Here is a 24,768-nt window from a genome sequence, read left to right on the forward strand (position 1 = left end):
AGATGAATTGTGCGCCGCCATCTAAGTAAAAACCCTCGACAAAAAGAACCGCGGTGTTCACAGCTGGGAAACAATCGTGGCTTGCGCGGCCACCACCCCGCTCATCCCCAGGTCAGCGGGTCCAGGTGCAGATAGAAGGCGAGGCGCTCGTCGTCGGGGGTGGCAATGCGATGAGCTTCGAAGAGCGACTTGCGCGCCGCGAGCGGTTGGTCGGCATTCGCCCAGGTCTCGCGCGCGTTGGCGAGCAGCAGCGAAAAGTCGACATACCGGTCCGCCCTTCCGAGCCGTCCAAGGTCGACAAGGCCGGTGCAGCGCAGCGTCTCGGGATCGACCATGAAGTTCGGCATGCACGCATCGCCATGGCAGACCACCAGGTCGCGCGCCTCCTGCGCGAGCCGCGTGGGCAGTTGCGCGCGCAAGCGATCCAGCAGCACCGGCGGCGGAATGGCCTGGTGCTCGGGGTCGAGGAAATCCGGGTTCACCGCATTCCGCGCGACGACATCGGCGGCGCGGTCGAACATCACCGAAAGGCTGCGCACGAACGGGCAACCGGCGACCGGAATTTCGTGCAGCGCCTTCACCCGCCCGGCGATGGACGGCCACGCCTTCAGCAAATCGGACGCGGAAAGATCGCTGGCCGGCACACCCGCCACGGCACGCGTGACGAGGCATGCGCCATCGCTCGACGCATGCCAGTCCAGCACCGCCGGCGACCCGAGATCGAACGGTGCGAGCCACTCGGTGCGACGGCGTTCTTCATCGAGTTGCGCCGCGCCCTCGCCGAGTGAAACCTTCGCGAACGCAGCGCCATCGCTGCGCCGGTACACGGCATCGCCGGACTCGCCTTCGCTCGCGCGAATCCAGGTCTTGCCAAGCGGGATCGGGGGCAAAAGGTTCGCCGTGTCCATTCAGTGCCCCACCGATTTCGAGAACACATTGACCACCACGACGCCCGCGATGATCAGCCCCAGCCCCGCAATCGCGGGCCCGTCCAGCGACTGGCCGAACCACAGCCAGCTCACCACCGAAATGAGCACGATGCCCACGCCCGACCAGATCGCATACGCAATGCCCGTCGGCAGCACGCGCAATGCGAGCGACAGGAAGTAGAACGACACCGCATAGCCCACCACCGTGGCCACGCTGGGCCACAACCGGGTGAAACTCTCGGAGGCTTTGAGGAAGCTGGTCGCCAGCACTTCGACGACGATGGCGACCGCGAGATAGATGTAGGTAAGAGCCATCGACGAACTCTAGTCGCCGCAGGCTCGATGCAAACAGGTTCCATCCCTTTGCCGAGGGCGAATGCGCGGGACGTTTGACGACGGTTCGAAGCTGTGCGCACGCGACGAAAACATCTGCCGTGCCGGCGCGCCCCCCGCCCCTCGAATCGCCCTTCAGGCGTCAACCGGCAATGGCCGGCTCGGAACATGAGCACGCTCAAGGCGGCAGCAGCAGCGGCCCGCAGTTCTCGTCGGTCACGAACACCGCCACCAGCTTCGCGGGCTTCACCGGATCGGGGTTCTCCGCGAAGACATGCAGCGTGCCCGGCGGTTCGAAGAAGGTCTCGCCGGTCTTGTACGTGCCGACCGGCCCGCCGCCCAGTTGCGAGCGGATCGTGCCGTCGAGGATGATCGCCGTCACCGAGCCCGGATGCCGGTGCGCCGGCGAATAGGCGAGCGGCGGAAAGTCGACGATGACCGTGGTCACCGACTTGCCCGGCACATGCGGCAGCGCTTCGCACGAGATCACCTTCGTCGAGGTCGCGGGCCGTGCCGCTTCGCCCGAACCCGCGGGCGCCGGCGCGGACGAGAACATCGGCCGGCTCACCGCGCTGCACACATCGTCGAGCCATTGCACGGCGTCCTGCTTGCTGCCGTGCGGCATCAATGCCCAGCCCGTCGCCAACACCACGGACAGCGCGGCGATGCCGGCCCCGATCTGGCTGCGATGGAGAAGCCGCGCCGTCTTCATGCCGCCAGCCCCTTGGGCAGCCGCAGCGATGCATACCAGCCCAGCTCGCGCTTGGCCTTCTCGCTGCTGACTTCGGCGTTGTCCTCGGCGATGTTGAAGACGCCGCCCTGCGCATGCCGTAGCGCCATCACAGCTGCCCAGGCCGCGGCTTCCACGTGGACCGGGCTCGCGCCCTTGGGAACGGCCGTCGACGTACCCGGCCCGTAGATCTGCCCGTAGCGCAGCACCGTGGCCTTGATGCCGACAGCCCCCAGCACGCCGCGCTCCAGTGCCACCACGCCGCCCACGCTCACGCGGCGGATGCCGTCGGCTTCAAGGTCGAGCGGATCGTCTTCGACGTGCGGCCTGTGTCCCGGCGCGTAAGCCCAGGCGATGCTCTGCGCGACCAGCCGGCGGCTGCCTGCCGCCATTGCCGCGGTCACGAGGTTGCGCGTGCCTTCGGTACGCACACGGGCGTTGCGATGCGCCGCCTCGGCCATCTTCGCCGGATCGAGATCGGGCGGCAGATCGGTGAGCTGGTGAACCACGATTTCGGGCCTCACGCGAACCAGCGCCGCGCGAAGCGCCTCGGCGTCGAACACATCGACGACGATCGGCGTCACGCCCCGGGCTTCGAGCGCCTCCGCGCGGTTGGCGTGGCGGGTGCTGCCGTACACGTCGTAGCCGGCTTCGGTCAACAGAGGAACCAGCGCGGAGCCAATGGCACCGGCCGCACCCGCCACGAATATCTTCTCGCGCATCGCATGTCCTTTTCTTGCTGAATGTTCTGGTCGATGGGTCAATCCTAGGTTTTTGATGTCCCATCAAAAAGAGGCAAGATTCGTCGAAATGACAAGGCCATGATTCAAGAAAAAACCTCTTCCTCCGCCGCCCTCCTGGAGATCGACCGCAGCACGCCGACGCCGCTGTACCGGCAGATCTACGCGCGCTTCAGAACCGCCATCGAGCAGGGCGTGCTCCACCCGGGCGACCGCGTGGCATCGGCGCGCGACCTGGCAAGCGAGCTGGGCGTGTCGCGCGGCACCATCGAGACGGCCTACAACCTGCTCATGGGCGAAGGCTATTTCTCGTCGCAGGGACAGGCGGGCACGGTGGTCTCTCCCTCGCTGCCTGCGCAGCGGCCGGCGCGGCGCGAACGCCGGCGGAGCGAAGCCCCCTCCAATGGCGAAGTGCTCGCCGATGCCGCGCCCCCGCCGCCGCTGCAACTGGGCATTCCGGCGCTCGACGCGTTCCCGCGCAAGCTCTGGGCACGCCTGACCGCCCGCCGCGCGAGGGCAGCGACCGCGGCCGACATGTTCTACGGCAACCCCTCGGGCCATGCGCCGCTGCGCGCGGCCATCGCGGCCTATCTGCTGGTGTCGCGTGGTGTGTCGTGCAAGCCTTCGCAGGTCTTCGTGACCGGGGGGTATCGCGCCTCGCTCTCGCTCATCGCGCGCACGCTGCTCGACAAGGGCGATGCGGTGTGGGTCGAAGACCCGGGCTATCCGCCCACGCAGGAAGTGCTGCGCAGCAAGGGCCTGCGCGCAGTGCCCGTTCCGGTGGACGACGAAGGCATGGTCGTGGCACGCGGCATGCGCAAGGCGGCCGCCGCGCGCATGGCCATCGTCACGCCGTCGCACCAGGCGCCGCTCGGCGTTTCAATGTCGCTCGCGCGGCGGCTGCAGCTGCTCGAATGGGCCTCGCGGAACAAGGCCTGGATCGTCGAGGACGACTACGACGGCGAGTACCGCTACGCCGGCCCGCCGCTGCCCGCGCTCAAGAGCCTCGATGGTCACGATCGTGTGCTGTATGCGGGCAGCTTCTCGAAGGTGCTGTATCCGGGCCTGGCGCTGGGCTACCTGGTAGCGCCCGAATCGCTCTGCGCCGCCTTCGCCGAAGCCGCGAAGACCGGCTCCAACGGCAGCCCGCAGATCACGCAGGCCGTCGTCGCGGACTTCATGCGCGGCGGCTATTTCCCGCGCCACCTGAAGAAGATGCGGCTCCTCTATGCACGGCGCCGCGGCATGCTCGCGGCCGCGCTGCTGAAGGCCTTTGGCGACGACGTGCGCATCGACTTGAAGAGCGGCGGCATGCATCTCATCGCGCGCTTCGACAAACACCGCGAGCGCGATACCGAACTCGCCCGCCGCGCGCAACGCGCGGGTTTGAATTGCCAGCCGCTTTCGGCGCGTGGCACGGCGAGCTTTCGCGATGAAGGGCTGCTGATGGGGTTCACCAACATAGGCTCTGCTGCGCAGGCGCAGCAGCTTGCGACGAAGCTGCGCGCGGCGCTCGGCACGCGCTGAAGCGACTGGAGATACTTCCGTTTGAGCGCTTCGATATCGACTCGGCCTCGGGCACTTGCTCCCGATGCCATGGCTGAAGACGTGTCTATCGCGGCAGCTCACCAAGATCGATGAGCCTCGTGCCCTCGACGGTCTCGGCGAATCCCGCGCCAAACAACCGGGCAGGCGTCTCGAATCCAGGCGAATGTTCGCCGCCCAGGACGCGACGGGCCGCCTCGACGGCGATCATCGGCGTGTACGAATAGCCGTTGACCGTCTCGATCACCGCTCGCACCGTTGCGCCATCAGCACCCGTGACCTCTGCGACCGCACGGGCAGGTTCGGCCTCGCGATCCGCGGCACTTGGACCATCCGGAAGCAACGACAGATCGCCTTCAGGGAAAGCGCCACCTGTCACGTTCACGAACATCGCGATGTTGGGAATGCGGGTCGAATGCCACGCGGTGACCAGGTCGCCGAAGGAAAGCGGCGCACAGACGACAGGCCCTCGGCCGAAGTCGAACAGCTCGGGCTGTGCATCCGGGCTTGGCACCAGTGCACCGGCCACCCGCGTCATGAGACCGGCGCCAACGATCTCGCCTGCACTCACAGCCGAGCCGCGGGACATCGATCCGGCGACCTGCAATGCGATACGCAGGGATTGCGGCTCCGCGACACGCCGGCCGAGATGCATCGCGAGACAGTCGGTCGGGACCACATCCCACCCGACGCCCGGCATCAGCATCGTTCCAGCCTTCGCAGCCTCGGCGCCGAGGCGTTCTGCCAACCGGTAGACATTGATCTCGGCGGTGATGTCGAGGTAGTGGATGCCCGCCCGGATGCAGGCGCGCATCAGAGGCTCTGCGGTGCGAGCGAAGGGCCCGGCGCAATTGAGCAGAACGCAGACGCCGCGCAGTGCGTCGCCGACATCGTCGGCATCGACCTGGAAGGTGCTGTACGGCACGCCCAGTTCCAGCGCGAGCCCTGCCAGTTTTGCTCCGTCGCGGCCGGCGATGACGAAGTCCAGCCCCGCAGCCCTCGCCTGCCTGGCCACCATGCTGCCCGTGTAGCCGGCAGCGCCATAGATGAGGAGACGGCTCACGCGTGCTGCCAGCTCTTGTAGACGAACTCGAGGCTGTAGCCGTCCGGGTCGAACACATTGGCGGCGTAGTAGCGCGGGTCGTAGTAGAGCCGTGCGCTCGGTGGGCCGTTGTCGGAAGCGCCCGCCGCCATGGCTGCGGCATGGGCCGCTTCGACTTCGAGCTTGCTCGATGCGATGAAGCCGATGTGAACGGCTCGTCCGTCGACGACGCCCTCGCGCAGCCAGAAGAACACCCGCCCCTTCGCTCCGAAGCCCTTGAGGTCAGGGTGGCCCGGGGGCCCATCCTTGCCGTCGTAGTCATGCTGGCGCGTGATGCCGAGCGGCGCCAGGGCGGCCGTGTAGAAGTCGATCGAGCGCTGCACGTCGCTCACTGAAACGAAGACATGGTCGAGCATGGGGTATCCGATCAGATGTTGTAGCCGCCAGCGACTTCGATGTTCTGCGCGTTGATCCAGCCATTGTCCGCGGACAGGAGGCCGGCGATCACGCGGCCGACGTCGTCCGGTGCACCGATCCGGCCGAGGGCGGTCTGCCCGGCGAGCGTCGTCTCGAACTCGGGCATCTGGTCGAAGGCGCCGCTGGTCATGTCGGTGCGAATCGCGCCCGGAGAGACCGAGTTCGCACGGATGCCGCGCGGGCCGAACTCCTTGGCCATGTAGCGCGTCAGCACTTCGAGGCCGCCCTTGAAGGCCGCATATGGCGCTGCCCCCGGCGTCGCCACGCGGGTGGTCGCGCTGGTCATGTTGACGATCTGGCCCCCATCGGCCATCAGTGGCAAAAGCGCCTGCGTCAGGAAGAACGGGCCCTTGAGGTGCACGCCCAGCAGGCCATCGAACTCGGCTTCGGTGACGGCCTCGATCGCGTTGAACTGGCCATAGCCTGCGTTGTTGACCAATGCATCGAAGCGGTCGCGGTCCCAGGTCGTTGCGAGCGCGGTTGCGACCTTGTCGCGAAAGCCCGCGAACGACGCGACCTTGGCGACATCCAGTTCCAGCGCCACGGCCTTGCCGCCGCCGGCCTCGATCTGCTGCACCACGGCGTCGGCACCGGCGGAGTGGCTGTTGTAGGTGACGATGACGCCCATGCCACGTTTGGCAGCCTGAATGGCGGTGCTGGCGCCGAGGCCGCGGCTTGCGCCGGTGATGACGACGATGTCGGTGTGCTTGCTCATGTGTTTCTCAGGTTGGTTGACAGTGACCGAACGATAGGTCGCACACCGCTTCCGCGCCTGCCCGTTTCTGGCTCAAGCCTGCCTAAAACTGCTTTTGCGCTTGCGCGACCGCGTGCGATGCGGTCTGATGCATCGCATGGAAGAACAACTCGCCGAGCTCAGGGCCCTTGCTGCCAAGGCACAGAACCGCATGACGGAGACCGGCATTCCTCGAGTCGCGATGGTGCAGGGCAAGATCCCCGAGCACGAACTGGCGGCGGTCTACGACCCGATGGTCAACTTGATCCTGAGAGGGAGCAAGTCGATGACCGTGGGCGACCAGACCTTGCACTACTGTCCGGCCAACTACTTCGTCATGTCGGTCGACCTGCCCGCCGTCGGCACGGTGTGGCCGGCCGCATCCGGCGAGCCATACCTGGCCGTGGCCCTGACGCTGCAGCCTGCGGTGATCGCGGCGTTGCTCGCGGACCTGCCCAAACTTGCCGAGCCCGAGAAGGCCGGGAGCGGCTTCTCGGTTGCGGCAGTGACGCCACCGCTGATGGATGCATGGGTCCGCATGCTGCGACTGATGAACCACCCCGACGACATCCCCGCGTTGGCACCGGCCTATGAACGGGAGATTCTTTACCGGGTGCTGCGAGGTTCACAGGGCAGGATGCTGCGCGAGATCGCACGACCCGACAGTGCCATGGCGCGAGTCAGCCTGGCGATCCAGTGGATCCGCCGCGATTTCGCGGAACCCTTGCGGATCGAAGCCCTCGCTGAAAGGGCCGCGATGAGCGAGTCGGCGTTTCATCGGCATTTCAAGGCAGTCACCTCGCTCAGCCCGCTGCAGTACCAGAAGCGGATCCGCCTGCTGCAAGCCCGCACACTGCTGGTGGTTGGCGGCAAGAGCGTGACCTCGGCCGCTCTGGAGGTCGGCTACGAGAGCGCGACCCAGTTCAGCCGCGAGTACGCCCGCGCCTTCGGGTTGCCCCCGGCGCGCGACTCGGAGCGGCTGCTCTCCACGTATGCGCCTCGCGCGGCGGCGTCGGCGGCTCAGGCCGCTTGAAGAAAAGGCTCTGCAGGACCCGCGCCGTTCGGCATCGCCGGCGCCTTGAACCTGGCGATATCGCGAACGGGCGGCAGGCCGAACATGCGCGCGTACTCGCGGGTGAACTGCGAAGGGCTTTCGTACCCCACGGTGAAGGCGACCGAAGCGGCATCCCGCGGCTCGAACAGCAGCAACCATCGTGCCCTGAGCAGGCGTAGGCGCTTCTGGTATTGGATCGGCGTCATGGATGTCACCGCACGGAAGTGACGATAGAAAGACGGGACGCTCATGTCGGCCATCGCCGCCAGACTCTCCACGAGGAATGGTTCGGCGTAGTGGTCCCGTATCCACTGGATGGCGCGCCGGATCTGGGCAAGCCGTCCATCGGGACGCGCGATCTCACGCAGTTGGTCGCCCAGTGGCCCCTGCAGTGCACGAAAGAGAATCTCGCGTTCGATCATCGGCGCGAGGGTCGCGATTTCATGCGGGCGATCGCTGAGCCGCAACATGCGCAGCCATGCGTCGATCATCTCCAGGGGGGCTTGCACAGCCGAGAAGCAGACCGCGCTTGCCTGCTCGTTCCGTGTGTTGTCGCCGACGGTCAGGCTGGCGATGACCGCAGGGTCCAGCGTCAGGCTGATGGCGAGATAAGGCAAGCCGGGTCCGCCGGGCCGGATCTGGCCGGTGGCGGGAACGTCCACGGGCACGACGAAGTACGAGCCCGCCTCGAAACTCAGCATGCGATCGCCGATCGACAGTGTCTTGGAGCCCTGCAGCACCATATGCAGCATGGGCTGATACACCTGGTCGGCACACGCCTCGGCGCGAACGATGGCCACCCGCGGCAAGCCGATGTCGGTCCATTTGTTTTCCGCGCGCATCACAAACCTGCGCAGCTCGGCCATTGCGTTGTCCATCCTTCGCATCATGGGTGAACGCCGCGCGCGGCACAAGCATCGTGAGAAGAATAGGCAAGGATGAGAGAAGAACCGGCGACCGCGAAGGTCGGGGCAACCGAATACTCGAACGCAGCGGCGGGCCTGGTGCCCAACGATCCAGGGCTCACGGCCTGCCGTCGCAAAACTCTCAACCTGAAAGAAGCAAGATCATGAAACTCAAGCAGAAAGTCGCCCTTGTCACCGGCGCATCGAGCGGCATCGGAGCAGGCATTGCCAAGGCGCTGGCCGCCGAAGGTGCGACCGTGGTCGTGAACTACGCGACCAGCAAGAGCGGCGCCGATGCCATCGTCGCGTCGATCGAGGGCGCTGGCGGCAAGGCTGTGGCCGTCCAGGCGGACATGAGCAATTCGGCAGACGTGGTCCGCCTGTTCGACAGGCTCATGGCCGACCACGGGCGGCTGGACGTGCTGGTGAACAACGCAGGCGTGGCGGTGTTCCAGATGGTGGTCGACCTGACCGAGGAGGCGTTCCACAAGCATTTCAACGTGAACGTCCTGGGGTATCTGCTGGCAACCCGCGAAGCGGTGAAGCATTTCGGCAAGGACGGCGGCAGCATCATCAACATCAGCTCGATCCTGAGCACCGACCCCTACCTGGCTTCCAGCGTGTATGCGGCAACCAAGGGTGCCGTCGACACGATGACGTTCGCGCTCGCTCGCGAGTTGGGCCCGCGGCGCATCCGCGTCAATTCGATCTTGCCCGGCCACACGAACACGCCCGCCACGGACGGCAATTTCGCCGGCGACTTCGGCGCGAAGCTTGTAGCGGGCACGCCGCTCGGCCGCTTCGGCGAGCCGGAAGACATCGCACCGGTCGCGGTGTTCCTGGCCTCCCAGGATTCCCACTGGGTGACGGGTGAGTCCATCCGCGCGGCTGGCGGCGTGCGTGGCGTCGGTTACTGAGCGCTTGAGCAAAAAATGAAGGCGAAAAGCCGCCGACCACGCAAGGGGCCGATCGCCAGAACGTTCACGGTTCAGGCCACCTCGTCATCCATCGCCGCGCTGCGGTCCTTGATCCGCGTGACCTGCGAGAGCACGGCTTCGTCAGCGGTCATGTCCGGCCGCTGCCCCTTGTAGACCGGCTGCTCGAACTTGCCACCCGCATAGCGGTACAGATAGCGCACCTCGACCAGCGTGCCCGCAGCCGGCAGCGCTTCGTTGGGCGGCACGGTCACGTTGCCCATGTCGACCATCGCGCCCGCTTCGTCGCGCAGCCCCACGGCCACCGAGCGCTGCGCGTTGACGCGAATCACCTGGCAGGTCGCGCTCTGGTTGAACTTGAACTTCAGGCTGGTGGTGCTGCGGCCCGCCGCGAATGGCGCGGCGAGCGCCTTGAGCACATAGCCTTCGCCGTGCGCCGCCAGCAACTGCGCGGCGCGGCTGCGCTTGCCTTCGGCGGTGGTTTCGAGATCGAGCACCACCATCCACGGCAGGCGCGCGGCGGCCTTCTGCAGATGGCCGAAGCGTTCGATGAAAGGTGCGCTGCGCAGGTCCTGGCCATCGAGCTCCAGCAGGTCGAAAGCCTTGAAGACATCGCCCACATGCTCGCCCGCGATGACGGTGCGGCCCGCCGATGCGGCACCGGCCGCACCGGTCCACGCCTGTGGAATGTCGACGAAGAGCCCACGGCGATTGGTGCCGCGCACCGTCTCGCCCTCGATCAGCAGGATGCGGTTCTCGCCATCGGCTTTTTCCTGCAGGCCCCAACTCGCGTCGTCGAGGTAGCGCACCACCTGCTCTTCGAGGATCAGCGTGGGCAGTTGCGGCAACTCGCCGCTGACGCGGCCGGCGAGGTCGCTCGAGGTGTAGAGCGCGCCCGACTGGTCCGGCGTATAGCCCTTGGAGGTTTTTTCCTTCACGACCTTCTCGTAGATCTTCAGCGCGGCTTCGAAGGCGACCGGGCTGCTGGTCTTGGTGCCGGTGGCGAGCGTTCCGCCGCGGCGTCCGTTGCCGTAGTCGACCACCCAGCCGTCGTCCTTCGGGCGCAGGTGGACCTGGTAAACCTTGTCGGACCCCTGGCCCGTGAAATAGAGAAAGCTCGATTGCGATGCTTGTCCGCCGGCAGCATGTTCGACCGGGACAGTTGAAGACGTCGCCTTGGCAACCGACTCGGCCTGCGAACTCACATGCCGCAGATCGACCTCCGGCCGCATCGACGCTGCCCCGCTCCACCGAACCTCGAAGCCCGCCTTGCGAAAGTGATCGACGACGAGTTCACCGACGCGCTGCATGTCGGCATCGGCGCCCTTCGGCGCGCCCCAGAACGCGAGCGACAACTGGCTGCTGCTTTTCGCGCGGTTCAGGTCCTGCCGCGTGTAGAAGCAGAAGCCATGCAGGCCAGCTTTCTTGCCGCCGCGCTCGCGGAAAGCCTGGGAGCAATCGGAAAAACCGTCGGACTGCGTCTGCCCCGCGTCCTGCAGCGCGACGAGCCCCGCCTTCGTCAACGCGTCGAAAACCTCGTCGATCCTCGCCTTGGCGGCACGCCATTGCGCGGTCGTCATCTTCACGGGATCGGGTTCGGGCGGGGGCGGCTCTGGAATCGGCTTGCCGGTGACGCCGGCGAGCAGCTCGACCACCTCTTCCATCATCGCGTTCTCGGTGATGTGGTTGCCGTGGCTGTCGCTGATGTCGGCCTTGGCGCCCGCATCGAGCAACAGCTGGACCGCATCCACCGTTGGCGCGAACTCGGCCGCCAGGTACAGCGCGGTGCGGCCGTCGGTGCCGGTGTATTCGAGCGGGCTACCGGCTTCGAGCAACAGCCGGAGCACCGCGAGATTCGGTTCGGTTTCGGTCTCGTTGGAGCCCATCGCCGCGCACTGCAGTGCGGTGAAGCCCTGTTTGTTCACCGCGTTCATGTCGGCCCCGGCCTCGATGCATGCGCGCACGGTCTTCACATCGGCCTCGCGCGCAGCGTCGAAAATCTTCTTCGGGTTCATGGCACTCCCTGTGTGTTGGTTTTTGGATTCTGCCGCAGGCGCATGGCCACGCATTGCACTTCACAGCCCGCGCGAACATCGGTACATTCGACGCCTCGATCCACAACACAGACCGGAGGTGCGCGATGGAAGACACTGCTATTCATGCCCCCTCCCCCGTACGGTTTGTGGTCGGGTCGTTCCAGAACTGCTGCTGACGCGCCCCTCGCGCAGCACATGCCCCTGAAGGCATAAAAGCCGGTTCGATCCTCGCGGCGTTCTGCCGCGACAAACCGCCCGATTCAAACGCCGCCGCTGGCACGCCTGTACGTGCCGCGCGCGATCCGTTCCTTTTTCGAATCAAGGCCAACCATGCTTGAATCCCGTGCCGCCGATGCGCGGCCGCTTTCGATTTCCGTTTTCGATCCGCAGCGGGCAACCGCCGAAGAATGGGCGCAGGCCCTCGCCTACTGGCGCCTGCGCCACACAGAAGACCATCCGGGCGAACCGCGGCCCGACGACGCCCACACCGCGCAGAACATGCGCCAATACACGCCGCTGCATGTGGTGCATCACATCCTTGCGCGGGATGCGCACGGCAACCTCGTCGGCGGCCTTTACATGGGCGTGCGCCGCGAAGGCACCCCCGACTACGAGGCCCATGCGCCCTTCGTCAACGTCTCGGGTGGTGTGCGGCAGTCCAGCAGACGCCAAGGTATCGCCAGCCTCTTGCTGTGCGAGTTGCTGGCGTTGATGGACGCAGAGGGCAAGACCACGGCGACCTTCAACGTCCACCTGCCCGAAGGCCACGCCTTCCTTGCTGCCACCGGTGCAGCCGAAAAGCACCGCAGCATGGAGAACCGCATGGCCTTCGCCGACCTCGACGACGATGCGCTCGCCCGCTGGCGCGCCGAAGCGCTCGCGCCTTCGCACGGACTGCGCCTGGAAATCCACGCAGGCCGCGTGCCCTTCGAGCGCCTTGCCACGCTGATGGCGCCGCTCTCTGCACTGCTCGAAGACGCGCCCACCACCGGCCTCGCGCGCCCGCCCATGCGCTTCGAGCTCGAAGACTTTCGCGCCTGGTATGCCGAGATCGATCGCCGCGGCGGCGAGCACTTCCTGGTGCTGCTGCTCGATGGCGACGGGGTGGCCGCGGTGTGCGATGCGAGCTGGAACCAGCTCTACCCCGACCGCATGTTCCAGCGGCTCACCGCCGTGGCCCGCCATTGGCGCGGCAAGGGCCTGGCCAAGGGCGTGAAGGCGGTGATGCTGCAGCTGGTGCGCGAGCGCCACCTCGGGGTGGTGATGGCCGTCACGCAGAACGCGGAGGTCAACGCGCCCATGCTGGCCATCAACCGCCAGCTCGGCTTTGCCCCGCACAGGCATGATGCGGCCTACCAGATCGGCACGGAAAGCCTGAGGACCTTCCTCTCGACCCGTTCGCCGGCTTCGCGGGAGGCGCGCGCATGAAGACACCCCAGAGACTGCAGACCCTCGTGGACGAAGGCCTGATCGACACCGTCGTACGCCAGCTCATGAGCGGCAAGGAAGCCATGGTGTATGTCGTGCGCTGCGGCGAGGAAACGCGCTGCGCCAAGGTCTACAAGGAGGCCGACAAGCGCAGCTTCCGCCAGGCCGTCGACTACACCGAGAACCGCCGCGTCAAGAACACGCGCGAGGCCCGTGCCATGGCCAAGGGCACCAAGTTCGGCCGCAAGGTGACCGAGGCCATCTGGCAGAGCGCCGAGGTCGATGCGCTCTATCGCCTGGCTGCGGCCGGCGTGCGCGTGCCGACGCCGCACAACTTCCTGGAAGGCGTGCTGCTCATGGACCTGGTGACCGATGCCAACGGCGACGCCGCCCCGCGCCTGAACGACGTCGCCTTCTCGCCCGAAGATGCGCGGCGCCACCATGCGAGCCTGCTGCGCGAAGTGATGCGCATGCTGTGCGCGGGCGTGGTGCATGGCGACCTCTCGGAGTTCAACGTGCTGCTGGCCGAAGACGGCCCGGTGATCATCGATCTGCCGCAGGCGGTGGACGCGGCCGGCAACAACCACGCCAAGCGCATGCTGCTGCGCGACGTGGAGAACCTGCGCAACTTCTTCGGCCAGTACGAGCCCGCACTGCTGAAGACGCACTACGGCGACGAGATCTGGCAGCTCTACGAGCGCGGCCTGCTGCGGCCCGAAACGGAACTCGCCGGCACCTTCGTGCGCGAGAGCGGCCCGGTCGACCTGAGCAATGTGCTGCGCGAGGTGGACGATGCGCGCGCGGAAGAAGCGGCGCGGCTCCTGCGCATGCAGACGCCGCGACAATAGCGGGCCGACCACGCCCGCTTCGATGACTTCCAACGCTCTGCCCCGGCGCCAGCCGCTTTTCAACGCCGCCACCACCGTTCGCCACATCGCCAGGGCCGCGGCCTTCGTGGCGCTGGGCGTCGGCTCGGCCGCCCACGCCGCCGGCATCCGCCTCGAAGACGACCGCGGCAGCACGCTCGAACTGCAGGCGCCGGCAAAGCGCATCGTCTCGCTGATGCCCTCGCTCACCGAGACGGTCTGCGCGCTCGATGCCTGCGACCGGCTGGTCGGTGTCGACCGCCACGCCAACTGGCCCGCGTCGGTCAAGCGCCTGCCGCAGGTCGGCGGCATGGACGACGCGAACATCGAGCGCATCGTTGCGCTCAAGCCCGACCTGGTACTGGTGCGCCCGCGCAGCCGCGTCGCCGAGCCGCTGGAACGGCTGGGCATCAAGGTTCTGGCGCTCGATGCCAAGACGCATGCAGACATGCGGCGGGTGATGGAAACCGTGGCGCGCGCCACCGGCAAGCCCGGCGCGGGCGAGGCGGTCTGGCGCACGCTCGATGCGCGGCTCAACGCCGCGCGGGCCCGCGTGCCGCTGGGCTGGCAGGGGCGGCGCGTCTATTTCGAGGTACACGGCGGCATGGCGGCGGCGAGCGAAAGCTCCTTCATCGGCGAGACCCTCGCGCGCCTGGGCCTCGCCAACGCGGTGCCGGGCACGCTCGGGCCGTTTCCCAAGATGAGCCCCGAATTCGTGGTCCGCGCCGATCCGGATGTGCTGATGGTCTCGGCACTCGGCGAGATTTCCGCGATGGCTTCGCGGCCCGGCTGGTCGGCCATGAGCGCCATCCAGCGCGGGCGCGTCTGCAGCTTCGCCTCGGCGCGCTTCGATCTGATGATGCGGCCCGGCCCGCGGCTGGACGAAGCGGCCGACGCCATCGTGAACTGCCTCGCCTCGCTCGGCAATCCGCCGCGTTGAGCGCCCGCCCCACCCCATTGCGCCCATGAAATCCCGTCACAAGCAATCCACCACCTCCTCCACTCCGTTCATCCGCGTCGGCCCCAGCGGCGTGCACGGCCTGGGCGCCTTCGCCACCCGCGACCTGCCCGCGGAGGCGTTTCTCGGCCTCTACGAGGGCCGGCGCTACACGAAGCAGGAAATTGCCGCCAAGGCCTGGGACGACCAGCTCACCTACCTGTTCACGCTGTCGAACCACGAGACCATCGACGGCGCCAAGGGCGGCAACGGCACCCGGCACCTGAACCACGCCTGCGAGCCGAACTGCGAGGCCGTCGAGGAATACGACGAAGCCGGAGAGCTGGTGCTGAAGTTCCAGACGCTCGTGCCCGTGAATGCGGGCGACGAGTTGTTCATCGACTATTCGCTGACGGCGGATGACGGCTCGCCGCCCTCGAAGTACCCCTGCCATTGCGGCTCGCCGAGTTGCCGCGGGACGATGCTGGCCCCCGTGGACAACACAGGGGAAAAAGACGCCGCGCCAGACGCCGCGCCCACCCGGCCATCACCGTTCAGCGACCTGCCGTGGTGAGCTGAAAGGGCAGAGAGGCAGAGAGGCAATTCGGCGTGACCGCTCAGCCTCTCAGGGTGCCTCGGCCTTCAGGCTGCGCAATTGCTCCTCGGCCCGCTCGAGTTCCGCGCGCAGCGTGCGGATTTCCTGCTCCAGTTTCTCGATGCGCGCCGCGCGGCCCTGCGCGGGCGGCAGCGCCACGCAGCGCATCTGGAGCGCGGCCAGTTCCTCGCCGAGTTCGCGCCGGCGCAGCATCTGGCCGCGGGAGCGGGCGAGCGCCATGTCGCGCTCGAGCACCGCTTCCTGCGCCTTGCAATCGGCCGCGTCCAGCGGTTCGGGCGGCGTCGTCTGTGCGAAGGCGGGCATGGCCAGGGCCCATGCAAGGGCGAGGAAGCAGGGTTTGATGCGCATGCCGCGAAGGTACCCGAAACGCCTCGTGTCGGGGGTGCCCGGCCCTATGCCGCGCGGGCTGAAAGGCGCCGCGAACACCCGCGGTTCACTCGGAACGCCCTGGGGCAAAAAGGTAGCGCGCCTGCCAATGCGCTGCGAGTTGCTGCGCACGGTGCAGCGGCACGCGCGCCGCTTCGAAATCGACCACGCAGGCAAAGTCGGCCGCTTCGGGCCGCGCGGGGCGCTCGCTGCTGCGGCCATCGGTGAGGAGCCACAGCCAGCGCTGGCGTGCCGCGCTGTGCGCCAGCAACTGCTCGGCGCGCTGCACGCCGAGCGCGAGCGGCGTGCCGCCACCGGCGGCGATGGGCGCGATCCAGTCGTCGTTCCAGGCGCTGGCGCGGCGCGGCGGCAGGCGCAGCTCGACCACCTCGCCGGCAAAGCACAGCAGCGCCACATGGTCGCGCCGCTGGTAGGCCTCTTCCATCAACGACAGCAGCAGGCCCTTGGCGCGCGCGAGGTTGCCGTCGTTGCGCATCGAGGCGGAACAGTCGAGCAAGAAGCAATGCAGCGCGCCGCTGCGGGCCTGCAGCGGGCGGCGGCGCAGGTGCTCCGCGCGCAGCGTATCGGCGCCGCGATTCGCGAGCGTGCGCGGCCAGTCGAGTGCGGCACCCTGCGATGCGGCACCGTGCCACGCGTCCCTTTGCCTGCCCTGCCTCCAGTCGCCCTGGCGTGCGCCAGCGGGTGCGGCGTTCCGGAGGCTCAGGCTTTTTTTGGGGTGGCCTGCTGGGCGGTGTGCGAAGGGATCAGCGGGCGCAGCGGCTTGACGCGTTCGATGCCCACGGGCTCGGGAGGCATGGCGCCCCAATCCTGGTCGCCTGCGTTGTGATGGCCGGTGCCGCTTGTGTCCGGCGCGCGCTGGGCGTTGGGGGTTGCAGGCGCCGACGCAGCGCCTTCCGCTTGCGGCTTGCGGCGATGCAGCAGCACGGCTTCGGCCACGCGCTGCACATGGTCGGGCGTGATATCCGCCGCGCCCTCCCAGGCAGCAAGCGCGCGCGCCGAGCGCAGCATCACGAGATCGGCGCGCAGCCCGTCGACCTGCGACGCGATGCACAGCGCGCCGACGGCTTCGTGCACGTCATCGCCGTAGGGCAGCGCGGATGCATCCGCGACGATGGCACGCGCCTTGATGAGCGCGGCCGCAAGCGCAGCCTCGGCCCCTGCATGCTTCGCGCGAAAGCCCTGCGGATCGGTGTCGAACGCGAGCCGCGCGCGCACGATGGCCTGCCGTTGGGCGGCATCCTCGATGTTGTGCAGCTGCACGCAGAGGCCGAAGCGGTCGAGCAGTTGCGGGCGCAGCGTGCCCTCCTCCGGGTTCATGGTGCCCACGAGCACGAAGCGCGCGGCATGGCGGTGCGAGATGCCATCGCGCTCGACCACGTTGACGCCGCTCGCCGCCGCATCGAGCAGCGAATCGATCAGCGCATCGGGCAGCAGGTTGATTTCGTCCACATACAGCACGCCACCGTTCGCGCGCGCCAGCAGGCCGGGCGCGAACTTGATCTCATGGCCCGCCAGCGCCTGCCCGAGGTCCAGCGTGCCCACCAGGCTCTCGAGGCTCGCGCCCAGCGGCAGCGTGACGAAGGGCGCGCCGGGCAGCAACTCGGCCAGCGCGCGCGCCGCCGTGGTCTTGGCCGTGCCGCGCGGACCTTCGATCAGCACGCCGCCGAGGCCGGGATCGACCGCGGCCAGCAGCAACGCCTGGCGCAGTTGCGGCTGGCCCGTGATCGCGGCGAAGGGAAAAGGCACCGGCATCGGGGCGGCAGTGGTCATCGGAGGGTTCCTTCCATCTGCTGCTCGTGGTCGAGCAGCAGGTTTTCTAACTGGACCTGGTAGTCGCCGGGCGACTGCCAGAGGCCGCGCTGCATGGCTTCGAGCAAGCGGCTCAGCATGTCGTGCAGCGCACGCGGATTGTGTTGGTTCACGAAATCACGGGTGTCGACATCGAGCACGTAGGCATCGGCCACCATCGCGTACTGGTGGTCGCCGACCACGCGCGCGGTGGCGTCGAAGCCGAAGAGGTAGTCCACCGTCGCGGCCATCTCGAAGGCGCCCTTGTAGCCGTGGCGCTTGACGCCATCGATCCACTTGGGGTTGACCACGCGCGCGCGGATCACGCGGCTGATTTCTTCCTTCAGCGTGCGCACGCGCGGCGCCTGCGGGTTGCCGTGGTCGCCGTGGTACATCGCGGGCTGCTGGCCGCTCAGGTGGCGCACGGCGGCGGCCATGCCGCCCTGGAACTGGTAGTAGTCGTTGGAGTCGAGCAGGTCGTGCTCGCGGCTGTCCTGGTTCTGCATGACGACATTCATCGTGCGCAGGCGCCGCACCAGCGCATCGGCCGCGGGCACGCCGTCGCTGCCCTGGCCGTAGGCGTGCGCGCTGCCACCGACGTAGGCGTTGGAGAGGTCGTTGTCGGTCTGCCAGTCGCCATGGTCGAAGAGCGGCTGCAGGCCCGAGCCGTAGCTGCCGGGCGCCGAGCCGAACACGCGCCAGCCGGCCTGGGTGCGCGCTTCTTCGGCGGTCACGCCTTCCGCTTCGAGCGCGGCGGCCTCGCGAAGGATGCGCGCGCGGATCGGGTTGCGCTCGGCGTCTTCGTCTTCCTGCGCCGCGACGGCCTGCACAGCGGCGTCGAACATCTGCACGGCATTGGGAAAGGCATCGCGAAAGAACCCCGAGATGCGCAGCGTCACGTCGATGCGCGGACGCCCGAGGCCCACCGTCGGCAGCACCTCGAAATCGACCACGCGCTGGCTGCCCGGCGCCCACTTGGGCCGCACGCCGATCAGCGCGAAGGCCTGCGCGAGGTCGTCGCCGCCGGTGCGCATCGTGGCCGTGCCCCAGACCGACAGGCCCAGCGCCACCGGATAGTCGCCGTGCTCCTGCAGATGGCGCTCGACCAACTGCGCGGCGGACTTGAGGCCGAGCATCCAAGCCGTGGGCGTGGGGATGGCGCGGGTATCGACCGCATAGAAGTTGCGACCGGTCGGCAGCACATCGGGCCGACCGCGCGAGGGCGAACCGCTCGGGCCGGGTGGCACGAAACGGCCTTGCAGTGCGCGTGAAAGCTGATGCAGTTCCTGCGCGCCGCAGGCATCGAGTGCAGGCGCGAGGCTTCGCTCGATGCGGCCCATCACGGCTGCCGCATGTGGCAGGTCGGGCGGGCAAGCGTCCTCTTCCAGCAAGCGCTGTGCAAGAAGCTCCAGCCGCTCGCGCGTGTCGCCGTGATGCCGCCACGCATCGGCGCTCACCGATTGCAGCAGCGCCGGACGTGCGCCTTGCCACGGCTTGGCCGCGTCGATATCGAGCGGGTCGAAGGCATCGCCCGGCAACAGGTCCTGCGCCAGCGCGCCCAGCAGCCCGGCATTCGCGCCCATGCCGTCCGCGGACGGATAGCGCGCGAGCGCGAGCAGCGTGTCGCGCCGCAACCGCGCCTCGGGCGAAGCGCCGAACACATGCAGTCCGTCGCGAATCTGCGTCTCCTTCAGCTCGCACAGGTACGCATCGACGCGCGCGAGCACCGCATCGTCTTCCGCGCCCGGCATGCCCAGTTCCTCGACCAGATGCTGCGCACGCACGGCCGTGAGGATCTGCGCGCGCAGCACCTTCGCGCGCCGCGCATCGACCAGCAGCGCGTCGTAGTACTCGTCCACCTGCCGCTCCAGGTCCTGCAGCGGCCCGTGGTTCTCGGCGCGCGTGAGCGGCGGCATCAGGTGGTCGACGATCACCGCCTGCGTGCGGCGCTTGGCCTGCGCGCCCTCGCCCGGGTCGTTGACGATGAAGGGATAGACGTTGGGCAGCGGCCCGAGGATCGCATCGGGCCAGCAGGTCTGCGCGAGCGCGATGCTCTTGCCCGGCAGCCATTCGAGGTTGCCGTGCTTGCCCACATGCACGACCGCGTCGATGGCAAAGGCATCGCGCAGCCAGAAATAGAAGGCGAGGTAGCTGTGCGGCGGCACGAGTTCGGCGTCGTGGTAGCTCGCGTAGTCCGCAGCGCCCAGCGTGCCGAGTGCGCGTGCGGGCTGGATGCCGACGAACACGCGGCCCAGCCGGAGGCCGGCGATCATGAATCGGCCCTGGCGCAGCATCGGATCCTGCTCGGGCGTGCCCCAGCGCGCATCGATGGCTTCGGCCATGCCCTCGGGCAGGGCCGCGAGCCGCGCGCGGTAGTCGACAAGCGCGTAGCTCTGCCAGGCGGGACGTGCGGACCACAGGGCGGGATCGTTCGCGATGCCTTCCTGCAGCGTTTGCATCAGCGCATCGCCGTCGGCCGGGATCGCATCGCCGAGCGCGTAGCCCTCGGCCTGCATCGAACGCAGGATGGCGATCACCGATGCCGGTGTGTCGAGCCCCACGCCGCTGCCGATGCGGCCTTCGCTGCCGGGGTAGTTCGCAAGGATCAGCGCGATGCGCTTGTCCGCCGCCGGCAGGCTGCGGAGGCGGCACCAGCGCCGCGCCAGTTCGGCCACGAAAGCGATGCGATCCGGCTCGGGCTGGTAGTTCACCACCTCCGTCTGCGTGAGCTCGCAGCGGTGCGACAGCCCCTTGAAGCTCACGGCGCGCGTGATGATGCGGCCGTCCATCTCGGGCAAGGCAATCTGCATCGCGATGTCGCGCGGGCGCAGGCCCTGGCTGTCGGCCAGCCAGTCTTCGCGGTTGCCGCCGCTCACGATCACCTGCAGCACCGGCGCATCGCCGGCCAGCGCGACGGCTTCGCCTGCGTCGTCCTGCGCGCCCTGCCCGAGTGCCGCGAAGGCGGTGGTGTTGAGCACGAGCTGCACGTCGTGTTCGCTGCAGAGGCCGCGAAATGCGGAGAGGCACAGCGGATCCTTCAGCGAATCGAGCGCGACCGGCAACGGGTTCAGTCCTTCGGCATGCAGCGCGGCCGCGAGCGCGTCGAAGGCCGCGGTGTTGCCCGACAGCAGGTGCGACCGGTAGAACACCAGCGCCACCACCGGCGCATCCGCATGCCAGCCGGCGCGCAGGTCATCGATGCCGGCGACCGTGTGCGCCGCGTCCATGCCGCGCGGCACATGCAGCGCCACCTGCGGCAGGCTGCGCGGCGGCAGCGGCGCCTCGCCGTGCCCGAGGCCATGAAAGGCCACCGCGCGCAGGAACTGCATCGCATTGCCCGCGCCACCGGATCGCATGTACTGCCAGAGTCGGCGGCTGACCGCACGCGGCACCGTGCTGCGTGCGAGCAGGTCTTCGTCTTCCTGCAGGTCGCCCGAGAACATCGCGAGCTGCTGGTCCTTGCGCCTGGCCAGCTTCTCCAGTTGCTGCAACCCGTAGGCCCAGGCCGATTCGGCCCCGAGGTGATCGACCACCACCACGCGCGCATGCTGCAGCACCTCGTCCACATACAGGTCGAGCGAGGCCGGCTGGCGCAGGTACATGAGGTTGGCCAGCCGCAGCGACGGGTAGCCGGGGTCGGTGGCCGCCAGCGCGGTGCGCGCAGCGGCGAGCAGCGCGAGCGTGGTGTCGGCCGAACTGAGCACCACGATGTCGCCCGGCGTCTGGTCGAGCCGGGTGACGACGCTGTCGTCTTCGACGAAGCGACCGGGCTGGGTGCTCAGCAGGTGCATGCGGTCAGGCTGTCAGGCAGGAACAGCGGCCAGGCCTTCGATCGCCTTGCGCAGCGCGCCTTCGTCGAGGTCTTCGCCGATGAACACGAGGCGCGTGCGCTGCGCTTCGCCGTCGCGCCAGCGGCGGTCGAAGTGGTGGTCGAAGCGGCGGCCCACGCCCTGCACCAGCAGGCGCATCGGCTTGCCCGGAATCGCGACGAAGCCCTTCACGCGGTAGATGGTGTGCTGCTCGACCAGCGCGGCGAGCGCGGCCAGGAGGCCCTCGCGGTCCACGGGCGGCAGGTCGATCACGAGCGAGTCGAACTCGTCGTGGTCGTGGTCTTCCTCGTGGTCGTGGTGGCTTTCGCGCAGGTGGATCGTGGTTTCGGCCGCCCGGCCCTGGCCCAGCAGCAGCGCGAGCGGCAGCTTGCCTTCGGTGGCGGCGACGATCTTCACCTCGGGCGGCAGCTCTTCGCGCACCAGTGCCTCGACCTGGGCGCGCGCGGCGTCGTTCATCAGATCGGTCTTGTTGAGCACCACGAGGTCGGCGGCCGAGAGCTGGTCTTCGAACAGTTCGTGCAGCGGCGATTCGTGGTCGAGGTTGGGGTCGGCGCGGCGGGCGGCGTCGACGGCTTCGGGGTTCTCGGCGAACTGGCCCGAGGCGGCGGCCGGGCCGTCGACCACGGTGACCACCGAATCGACGGTGAAGATGTTCGCGATGTCCGGCCACTGGAAGGCCTGCACCAGCGGCTTGGGGAGCGCCAGGCCCGAGGTCTCGATGATCACCGCGTCGATGTCGCCGCGACGCTCGGCCAGCTGCAGCATCACGGGCAGGAACTCTTCCTGCACGGTGCAGCAGACGCAGCCGTTGGCCAGCTCGTAGAGCGCGCCTTCGCGCTCGTTGCCCTCGTCGTCGCAGCCGATGCCGCAGCCGCGGAGGATCTCGCCGTCGATGCCGAGCTCGCCGAACTCGTTGACGATCACCGCAATGCGGCGGCCTTCGGCGTTGCCGAGGATGTGGCGCAGCAGCGTGGTCTTGCCGCTGCCGAGGAAGCCCGTGACGATGGTGACGGGGATCTTGGCGTTGCTCTGTGTCATGAATGGGTGCTTTCAGGCGCCTGGGCGCTGAGATGGATGACGGCACGCCGCAGCGCGCCGCGGGGCGCGGCCGGCGCGGGCGCGGGACGATGGAGGGATTCGGCTCAAACGCCGCCGTACAGGCGGCGCTCGACGAAGACCGTGCCCTGCAGACGACGCCAGCCCTTGGCAGCGGCCAGCACGCCCAGGTCGACCAGCGGCTCGACCAGCACCACGGTCATGTAGGCGGCGCCGAAGCTGGCGATCTGGCTCAGGTTCTCGAGGCCCGTGCCGCGCCCGTACAGCGCCCAGAAGCCGACCCAGACCACGATGCCGCCCTGGTAGGCCACCGACAGCTTGAAGGCCTGCTGGTAGCTCAGGTCCACATAGGCCACGTTCTCGGGAATGATCCGCCGTGCCAATGCGGCCGTCGCGAACAGGGGCACCAGCAAGGTGGTGACGTTCATGCCGAACTGCGGCAGGTCCTGCGGCTCGAAGAACAGGCTCTGGATCAGCAGTCCGCCCGCAAGGCCCAGCGCCGCGGGCGCCAACCCGAACACCAGCAGCAGCGTCGTGCCGAGGATCAGGTGCACCTCGGAGACGCCCACGGGATGGTGCGGCAGCACTTCGAAGAAGCAGAACACCAGCGCCACGGCAATGGCCGAGCGCAGTGCCAGGGCGACGATGCCGTCTTTCACGACGGTGTCGAAGGCGACCTTGCCCGTGTAGGCCAGCGCGGCGGCGGCCGTCGCATAGCTGAGGAAAATCTTGGATCCGTCGACTAGACCTGGTTCGATGTGCATCGAGCACCTCCTGTTGTGCACCGCAGTGCGAAAGTTGATTGTTGGTGGATGGGGTGGATCACGCAAGCGCCGTCACGGCCGCTGGAGCGCGCGTTGCGCTGCCGGCACGGGCGACGCCTTGGGCTTGGGCCGCAGCCGCCGCCAGCCGATCACCACCCCGCTCGCCGAGGCGACGGTGCCGATGATCGACAGCAGCCAGACGACGATGTCCCAGGCGGGGCGGTGCTGGATGAGCCACGGGAAGTCGAGGCTGTGGGCCGCATTGAAGAGCCAGCGGTTGAGCCGGGTGTTGCGGTTGCTGCTGCCCGCGACCTGTCCGCTCGCGGGATCGATGTAGACCCAGCTGTGCGCGGCATCACCGAACGCGATGCGCCACACGGGCACGATGCGGTCGCGGTGATGCCCGTACCAGTGGAAATCCTCGCGCGTCTGCAGCGTTGCCTCTGCAATGGGAGCACCGGGGCGCAGGCGCGCGGCGGCACGCACGATGTCGTCGCGGCCAATGCCGGCGGGCACGCCGGTGGCGGCATCGACCACGCGCGTGCGCGCCCGTGCATCGCGCAATTGCCAGAACGGCTTGCCGTCGAACCACAGCAGAAGCGCCTCGCGCGGTGCGTCTGCGTTCTCCGCCACGGGCCGCACCGCCAGCGGCCACGAAACCGGCGACGCGCCCGCGCCGGTGTAGCGTGCCATCGCCGCCGCATCGACCGGACTGCGCTGGAACCAGCCGTTCGGGTTCATCGACAGCCAGCCGCTCACGATCCAGGTCAGCACGAAGAAGCCGCCGATCAACCCGGCGATGTGGTGCCAGGCCATCCAACCGGTGTAGGGCGTGACCGCGCCGTTGCGAAAACGCCGGCGCAGGCGGATGCGCAGGATGCCGATCACGATGCCCGTCACCGCCGAGACGATGCAGGCGGCCGACAGCCACACCACCACGTCGTGCCACAGCGGCGGATCGGCGCGAATCGGCGTGAAGTAGATCCAGTGCGGCACCGAGCCGAGCCAATTCCAGAAGCGCTCGGAGCGCGTGGTGTCGCGCACCACCTCGCCGGTGCGCGAGGAGATGTAGAGCTCGGTGCCGTCCGCGTCGCCCACTTCGATGCGGTGCAGCGGGCGCAACGGGTTCAGGCCCTGCGGCACCGTCCACTGGTCGCGCTCGAGCGTTTCGGCCCAATGCGCGCCGTTCTGGCCCGAGAAAGCACGGGCGATGGCTTCGGCGCGCGCGGCGTCGATCGGCCCCATCAGCTGGCCGTCTTGCGCCGACACCGCGAAGCGCTCCCCGCGCGCATCGACGATCCGCCAGACGGGACCGGCGTCGGGCGTGCCCTGCTGCATCTCCAGCGCGATGCGCCGTGGCGGCTGCGCACGCACGGCAGCCGGCAAGGCATCGAGCGCCGCCGACGGCCCGACGACCGCCTGCTCGAACTTCAGCGGCGCCAGGCCCGCGAGCCGTTCCTGCTCGGTGAGCGAGGGATAGCCCACGTACATCATCACCACACCGGTGACGAACCACATCACGAACAGCAGGCAGCCGCCGATGCCCAGCCACCGGTGCGTCCAGTAGAGCCCGTGGCGAATCCGCGGCCAGGCGCGGCGCCAGACGCCTTGGTGGTGCGGTTTCGTGGGGGACATGG

Annotated in this window: 23 protein-coding genes; 7 read left to right on the forward strand and 16 right to left on the reverse strand. The window is 68.2% G+C overall.

The window, feature by feature from the left end; all coding sequences use genetic code 11:
- Positions 1–101 precede the first annotated feature (101 nt).
- From J2W23_RS07665 to J2W23_RS07680, 4 genes are all read right to left on the reverse strand, one after another.
- Complete coding sequence (locus tag J2W23_RS07665; protein ID WP_307648282.1) at positions 102–908, reverse strand: APH(3'') family aminoglycoside O-phosphotransferase; 807 nt, start codon at positions 906–908, stop codon at positions 102–104.
- On the reverse strand, positions 909–1,244 hold the full coding sequence (locus J2W23_RS07670) for an SMR family transporter (RefSeq protein ID WP_307648283.1): 336 nt from the start codon (positions 1,242–1,244) through the stop codon (positions 909–911).
- A gap of 196 nt (positions 1,245–1,440) precedes the next feature.
- Entirely contained in the window at positions 1,441–1,974 is a 534-nt protein-coding gene (locus tag J2W23_RS07675; protein ID WP_307648284.1) for a cupin domain-containing protein, read from the reverse strand.
- Positions 1,971–2,714: an NAD-dependent epimerase/dehydratase family protein gene (locus J2W23_RS07680; protein WP_307648285.1), complete on the reverse strand. Its 744-nt coding sequence runs from the start codon at positions 2,712–2,714 to the stop codon at positions 1,971–1,973. Before J2W23_RS07680 ends, J2W23_RS07675 begins: the two co-directional genes overlap by 4 nt.
- Positions 2,715–2,813: 99 nt before the next feature.
- Here J2W23_RS07680 and pdxR point away from each other — a divergent pair, with 99 nt between their 5' ends.
- A complete protein-coding gene (gene pdxR, locus J2W23_RS07685) occupies positions 2,814–4,259 on the forward strand; it encodes a MocR-like pyridoxine biosynthesis transcription factor PdxR (RefSeq protein ID WP_307648286.1) in 1,446 nt (481 codons plus the stop codon).
- Between the two features lie 85 nt (positions 4,260–4,344).
- Here pdxR and J2W23_RS07690 read toward each other — a convergent pair whose 3' ends face one another.
- Genes J2W23_RS07690 through J2W23_RS07700 form a run of 3 tightly spaced genes read right to left on the reverse strand, consistent with a single transcriptional unit; the run spans position 4,345 to position 6,511 of the window.
- Positions 4,345–5,340 (reverse strand): saccharopine dehydrogenase family protein, encoded by a 996-nt coding sequence (locus J2W23_RS07690; RefSeq protein WP_176656661.1) that lies wholly within the window; start codon positions 5,338–5,340, stop codon positions 4,345–4,347.
- A complete protein-coding gene (locus tag J2W23_RS07695) occupies positions 5,337–5,735 on the reverse strand; it encodes a VOC family protein (RefSeq protein ID WP_307648287.1) in 399 nt (132 codons plus the stop codon). Before J2W23_RS07695 ends, J2W23_RS07690 begins: the two co-directional genes overlap by 4 nt.
- 11 nt (positions 5,736–5,746) lie before the next feature.
- Positions 5,747–6,511 carry an SDR family NAD(P)-dependent oxidoreductase gene (locus J2W23_RS07700; RefSeq protein WP_307648288.1) on the reverse strand — a complete coding sequence of 255 codons (765 nt, stop codon included), beginning with the start codon at positions 6,509–6,511 and terminating at the stop codon, positions 5,747–5,749.
- 136 nt (positions 6,512–6,647) lie between these two features.
- Here J2W23_RS07700 and J2W23_RS07705 point away from each other — a divergent pair, with 136 nt between their 5' ends.
- A complete protein-coding gene (locus J2W23_RS07705; RefSeq protein ID WP_307648289.1) occupies positions 6,648–7,562 on the forward strand; it encodes an AraC family transcriptional regulator in 915 nt (304 codons plus the stop codon).
- On the opposite strand, the gene J2W23_RS07710 is transcribed toward J2W23_RS07705, so the two are convergent.
- Positions 7,550–8,449 carry an AraC family transcriptional regulator gene (locus J2W23_RS07710; protein WP_176656657.1) on the reverse strand — a complete coding sequence of 300 codons (900 nt, stop codon included), beginning with the start codon at positions 8,447–8,449 and terminating at the stop codon, positions 7,550–7,552. The genes J2W23_RS07705 and J2W23_RS07710 overlap by 13 nt on opposite strands.
- A 203-nt stretch (positions 8,450–8,652) precedes the next feature.
- Here J2W23_RS07710 and J2W23_RS07715 point away from each other — a divergent pair, with 203 nt between their 5' ends.
- Positions 8,653–9,405 (forward strand): SDR family NAD(P)-dependent oxidoreductase, encoded by a 753-nt coding sequence (locus J2W23_RS07715; RefSeq protein WP_373423897.1) that lies wholly within the window; start codon positions 8,653–8,655, stop codon positions 9,403–9,405.
- Between the two features lie 71 nt (positions 9,406–9,476).
- On the opposite strand, the gene J2W23_RS07720 is transcribed toward J2W23_RS07715, so the two are convergent.
- On the reverse strand, positions 9,477–11,438 hold the full coding sequence (locus tag J2W23_RS07720) for a DUF6891 domain-containing protein (protein WP_307648290.1): 1,962 nt from the start codon (positions 11,436–11,438) through the stop codon (positions 9,477–9,479).
- Between the two features lie 351 nt (positions 11,439–11,789).
- On the opposite strand from J2W23_RS07720, the gene J2W23_RS07725 reads away from it, so the two are divergent.
- The 4 genes from J2W23_RS07725 to J2W23_RS07740 are packed head-to-tail and all read left to right on the forward strand — an operon-like array spanning position 11,790 to position 15,264.
- The gene (locus tag J2W23_RS07725; protein WP_307648291.1) at positions 11,790–12,887 is read left to right on the forward strand and encodes an N-acetyltransferase; all 1,098 of its coding nucleotides are present in this window, start codon (positions 11,790–11,792) and stop codon (positions 12,885–12,887) included.
- Positions 12,884–13,735 carry a PA4780 family RIO1-like protein kinase gene (locus J2W23_RS07730; RefSeq protein ID WP_176656653.1) on the forward strand — a complete coding sequence of 284 codons (852 nt, stop codon included), beginning with the start codon at positions 12,884–12,886 and terminating at the stop codon, positions 13,733–13,735. Before J2W23_RS07725 ends, J2W23_RS07730 begins: the two co-directional genes overlap by 4 nt.
- A gap of 22 nt (positions 13,736–13,757) precedes the next feature.
- Positions 13,758–14,693: an ABC transporter substrate-binding protein gene (locus J2W23_RS07735; protein WP_176656652.1), complete on the forward strand. Its 936-nt coding sequence runs from the start codon at positions 13,758–13,760 to the stop codon at positions 14,691–14,693.
- A 25-nt stretch (positions 14,694–14,718) separates the two neighbouring features.
- Entirely contained in the window at positions 14,719–15,264 is a 546-nt protein-coding gene (locus J2W23_RS07740; protein ID WP_307648292.1) for an SET domain-containing protein, read from the forward strand.
- 51 nt (positions 15,265–15,315) lie between these two features.
- Here the strand turns inward: J2W23_RS07740 and J2W23_RS07745 are convergent, their stop codons facing one another.
- The 7 genes from J2W23_RS07745 to J2W23_RS07775 form a co-directional block, all read right to left on the reverse strand.
- Positions 15,316–15,654, reverse strand: a complete 339-nt coding sequence (locus J2W23_RS07745; RefSeq protein ID WP_307648293.1) for a DUF1090 family protein — start codon at positions 15,652–15,654, stop codon at positions 15,316–15,318.
- A gap of 85 nt (positions 15,655–15,739) precedes the next feature.
- Positions 15,740–16,189 (reverse strand): vWA domain-containing protein, encoded by a 450-nt coding sequence (locus J2W23_RS07750; RefSeq protein ID WP_307648294.1) that lies wholly within the window; start codon positions 16,187–16,189, stop codon positions 15,740–15,742.
- Positions 16,190–16,392: 203 nt separating this feature from the next.
- Positions 16,393–17,463 (reverse strand): ATP-binding protein, encoded by a 1,071-nt coding sequence (locus tag J2W23_RS07755; protein ID WP_307648295.1) that lies wholly within the window; start codon positions 17,461–17,463, stop codon positions 16,393–16,395.
- A complete protein-coding gene (gene cobN, locus J2W23_RS07760) occupies positions 17,460–21,272 on the reverse strand; it encodes a cobaltochelatase subunit CobN (RefSeq protein ID WP_307648297.1) in 3,813 nt (1,270 codons plus the stop codon). Before cobN ends, J2W23_RS07755 begins: the two co-directional genes overlap by 4 nt.
- 12 nt (positions 21,273–21,284) lie before the next feature.
- Positions 21,285–22,349 (reverse strand): cobalamin biosynthesis protein CobW, encoded by a 1,065-nt coding sequence (cobW, locus tag J2W23_RS07765; RefSeq protein ID WP_307648298.1) that lies wholly within the window; start codon positions 22,347–22,349, stop codon positions 21,285–21,287.
- Between the two features lie 104 nt (positions 22,350–22,453).
- Positions 22,454–23,131 (reverse strand): energy-coupling factor ABC transporter permease, encoded by a 678-nt coding sequence (locus J2W23_RS07770; RefSeq protein WP_307648299.1) that lies wholly within the window; start codon positions 23,129–23,131, stop codon positions 22,454–22,456.
- A gap of 72 nt (positions 23,132–23,203) precedes the next feature.
- Positions 23,204–24,766 (reverse strand): PepSY domain-containing protein, encoded by a 1,563-nt coding sequence (locus J2W23_RS07775; protein ID WP_307648300.1) that lies wholly within the window; start codon positions 24,764–24,766, stop codon positions 23,204–23,206.
- Between the last annotated feature and the right edge of the window lie 2 nt (positions 24,767–24,768).

The organism is Variovorax boronicumulans (assembly GCF_030812215.1).
Classification (GTDB): domain Bacteria; phylum Pseudomonadota; class Gammaproteobacteria; order Burkholderiales; family Burkholderiaceae_C; genus Variovorax; species Variovorax boronicumulans_C.

Bases quoted from the DNA above. Each gene is read 5' to 3' on its own strand.
- J2W23_RS07665 (WP_307648282.1), bottom strand. From the start codon at position 908: ATGGACACGGCGAACCTTTTGCCCCCGATCCCGCTTGGCAAGACCTGG.
- J2W23_RS07670 (WP_307648283.1), bottom strand. From the start codon at position 1,244: ATGGCTCTTACCTACATCTATCTCGCGGTCGCCATCGTCGTCGAAGTG.
- J2W23_RS07675 (WP_307648284.1), bottom strand. From the start codon at position 1,974: ATGAAGACGGCGCGGCTTCTCCATCGCAGCCAGATCGGGGCCGGCATC.
- J2W23_RS07680 (WP_307648285.1), bottom strand. From the start codon at position 2,714: ATGCGCGAGAAGATATTCGTGGCGGGTGCGGCCGGTGCCATTGGCTCC.
- pdxR (WP_307648286.1), top strand. From the start codon at position 2,814: ATGATTCAAGAAAAAACCTCTTCCTCCGCCGCCCTCCTGGAGATCGAC.
- J2W23_RS07695 (WP_307648287.1), bottom strand. From the start codon at position 5,735: ATGCTCGACCATGTCTTCGTTTCAGTGAGCGACGTGCAGCGCTCGATC.
- J2W23_RS07700 (WP_307648288.1), bottom strand. From the start codon at position 6,511: ATGAGCAAGCACACCGACATCGTCGTCATCACCGGCGCAAGCCGCGGC.
- J2W23_RS07705 (WP_307648289.1), top strand. From the start codon at position 6,648: ATGGAAGAACAACTCGCCGAGCTCAGGGCCCTTGCTGCCAAGGCACAG.
- J2W23_RS07710 (WP_176656657.1), bottom strand. From the start codon at position 8,449: ATGGCCGAGCTGCGCAGGTTTGTGATGCGCGCGGAAAACAAATGGACC.
- J2W23_RS07715 (WP_373423897.1), top strand. From the start codon at position 8,653: ATGAAACTCAAGCAGAAAGTCGCCCTTGTCACCGGCGCATCGAGCGGC.
- J2W23_RS07720 (WP_307648290.1), bottom strand. From the start codon at position 11,438: ATGAACCCGAAGAAGATTTTCGACGCTGCGCGCGAGGCCGATGTGAAG.
- J2W23_RS07725 (WP_307648291.1), top strand. From the start codon at position 11,790: ATGCTTGAATCCCGTGCCGCCGATGCGCGGCCGCTTTCGATTTCCGTT.
- J2W23_RS07730 (WP_176656653.1), top strand. From the start codon at position 12,884: ATGAAGACACCCCAGAGACTGCAGACCCTCGTGGACGAAGGCCTGATC.
- J2W23_RS07735 (WP_176656652.1), top strand. From the start codon at position 13,758: ATGACTTCCAACGCTCTGCCCCGGCGCCAGCCGCTTTTCAACGCCGCC.
- J2W23_RS07740 (WP_307648292.1), top strand. From the start codon at position 14,719: ATGAAATCCCGTCACAAGCAATCCACCACCTCCTCCACTCCGTTCATC.
- J2W23_RS07745 (WP_307648293.1), bottom strand. From the start codon at position 15,654: ATGCGCATCAAACCCTGCTTCCTCGCCCTTGCATGGGCCCTGGCCATG.
- J2W23_RS07755 (WP_307648295.1), bottom strand. From the start codon at position 17,463: ATGACCACTGCCGCCCCGATGCCGGTGCCTTTTCCCTTCGCCGCGATC.
- cobN (WP_307648297.1), bottom strand. From the start codon at position 21,272: ATGCACCTGCTGAGCACCCAGCCCGGTCGCTTCGTCGAAGACGACAGC.
- cobW (WP_307648298.1), bottom strand. From the start codon at position 22,349: ATGACACAGAGCAACGCCAAGATCCCCGTCACCATCGTCACGGGCTTC.
- J2W23_RS07770 (WP_307648299.1), bottom strand. From the start codon at position 23,131: ATGCACATCGAACCAGGTCTAGTCGACGGATCCAAGATTTTCCTCAGC.
- J2W23_RS07775 (WP_307648300.1), bottom strand. From the start codon at position 24,766: ATGTCCCCCACGAAACCGCACCACCAAGGCGTCTGGCGCCGCGCCTGG.